Source organism: Paenarthrobacter sp. AB444 (assembly GCF_028736865.1).
Taxonomy (GTDB): domain Bacteria; phylum Actinomycetota; class Actinomycetes; order Actinomycetales; family Micrococcaceae; genus Arthrobacter; species Arthrobacter nicotinovorans_B.
The window spans coordinates 1-1,921 of the sequence record NZ_JAQZBY010000028.1; the positions used below are offsets into that span (position 1 = coordinate 1).

Consider the following 1,921-nt stretch of genomic DNA (forward strand, 5'->3'; position numbering starts at 1 on the left):
ACCCTAGCCTTCGTGGTTCAGGGGTGTGGAGTGGTAGGGGAGCGTCGTGTGGGCAGTGAAGTCGCGGTGGAAACCAGCGGTGGAGCCTACACGAGTGAGAATGCAGGCATGAGTAGCGAAAGACGGGTGAGAAACCCGTCCGCCGAATGATCAAGGGTTCCAGGGTCAAGCTAATCTGCCCTGGGTAAGTCGGGACCTAAGGCGAGGCCGACAGGCGTAGTCGATGGACAACGGGTTGATATTCCCGTACCGGCGAAAAACCGCCCATGCCAAGCGGGGGATACTAACCGCCCGGAGCCTGCCCGCTCACCCTTGTGGTGTTGTGGGTTTTGGCCGAGCGCGGGACCTGATCCCGGGAGGTAAGCGTATTAACAGGTGTGACGCAGGAAGGTAGCCGGGCCGGGCGATGGTTGCCCCGGTCTAAGGATGTAGGGTCAGGGATAGGCAAATCCGTTCCTGTGTGTTTCGAGCACGATCCTGAGATCTGATGGGACTCCCGTATGGGGGGATCCGGTGATCCTATGCTGCCTAGAAAAGCATCGACGCGAGGTTTTAGCCGCCCGTACCCCAAACCGACACAGGTGATCAGGTAGAGAATACCAAGGCGATCGAGAGAATTATGGTTAAGGAACTCGGCAAAATGCCCCCGTAACTTCGGGAGAAGGGGGGCCTGCCCCGTGACCGCCACATCGCTGGCGTGAGCGGGTGTGGGCCGCAGAGACCAGGGGGAAGCGACTGTTTACTAAAAACACAGGTCCGTGCGAAGTCGCAAGACGATGTATACGGACTGACTCCTGCCCGGTGCTGGAAGGTTAAGAGGACCGGTTAGCCCCTTTGCGGGCGAAGCTGAGAATTTAAGCCCCAGTAAACGGCGGTGGTAACTATAACCATCCTAAGGTAGCGAAATTCCTTGTCGGGTAAGTTCCGACCTGCACGAATGGAGTAACGACTTCCCCGCTGTCTCAACCATAAACTCGGCGAAATTGCAGTACGAGTAAAGATGCTCGTTACGCGCAGCAGGACGGAAAGACCCCGAGACCTTTACTATAGTTTGGTATTGGTGTTCGGAGTGGCTTGTGTAGGATAGGTGGGAGACGTTGAAGCCCGGACGCCAGTTCGGGTGGAGTCATCGTTGAAATACCACTCTGGTCACTTTGGACATCTAACTTCGGCCCGTGATCCGGGTCAGGGACAGTGCCTGATGGGTAGTTTAACTGGGGCGGTTGCCTCCTAAAAAGTAACGGAGGCGCCCAAAGGTTCCCTCAGCCTGGTTGGCAATCAGGTGTCGAGTGTAAGTGCACAAGGGAGCTTGACTGTGAGAGAGACATCTCGAGCAGGGACGAAAGTCGGGACTAGTGATCCGGCGGTACATTGTGGAATGGCCGTCGCTCAACGGATAAAAGGTACCTCGGGGATAACAGGCTGATCTTGCCCAAGAGTCCATATCGACGGCATGGTTTGGCACCTCGATGTCGGCTCGTCGCATCCTGGGGCTGGAGTAGGTCCCAAGGGTTGGGCTGTTCGCCCATTAAAGCGGTACGCGAGCTGGGTTTAGAACGTCGTGAGACAGTTCGGTCCCTATCCGCTGCGCGCGCAGGAAATTTGAGAAGGGCTGTCCTTAGTACGAGAGGACCGGGACGGACGAACCTCTGGTGTGTCAGTTGTACTGCCAAGTGCACCGCTGATTAGCTACGTTCGGATGGGATAACCGCTGAAAGCATCTAAGCGGGAAGCTCGCTTCAAGATGAGATTTCCATACACGTTTGTGTGAGAGGCCCCCAGCCAGACCACTGGGTTGATAGGCCGGATGTGGAAGCGAGGACTAACGACTCGTGAAGCTGACCGGTACTAATAGGCCAACAACTTACACCACACACAACACACTGCACGCGTCCACTATGTGGTTCCCAACCAACAACCC

The 1,921-nt window shown here is 56.3% G+C and carries 1 rRNA gene; it reads left to right on the forward strand.

Annotated elements, in window-relative coordinates:
* Nucleotides 1-1,873, forward strand: a 23S ribosomal RNA gene (locus PQ627_RS19870); the annotation flags it as partial.
* Nucleotides 1,874-1,921 lie beyond the last annotated feature (48 nt).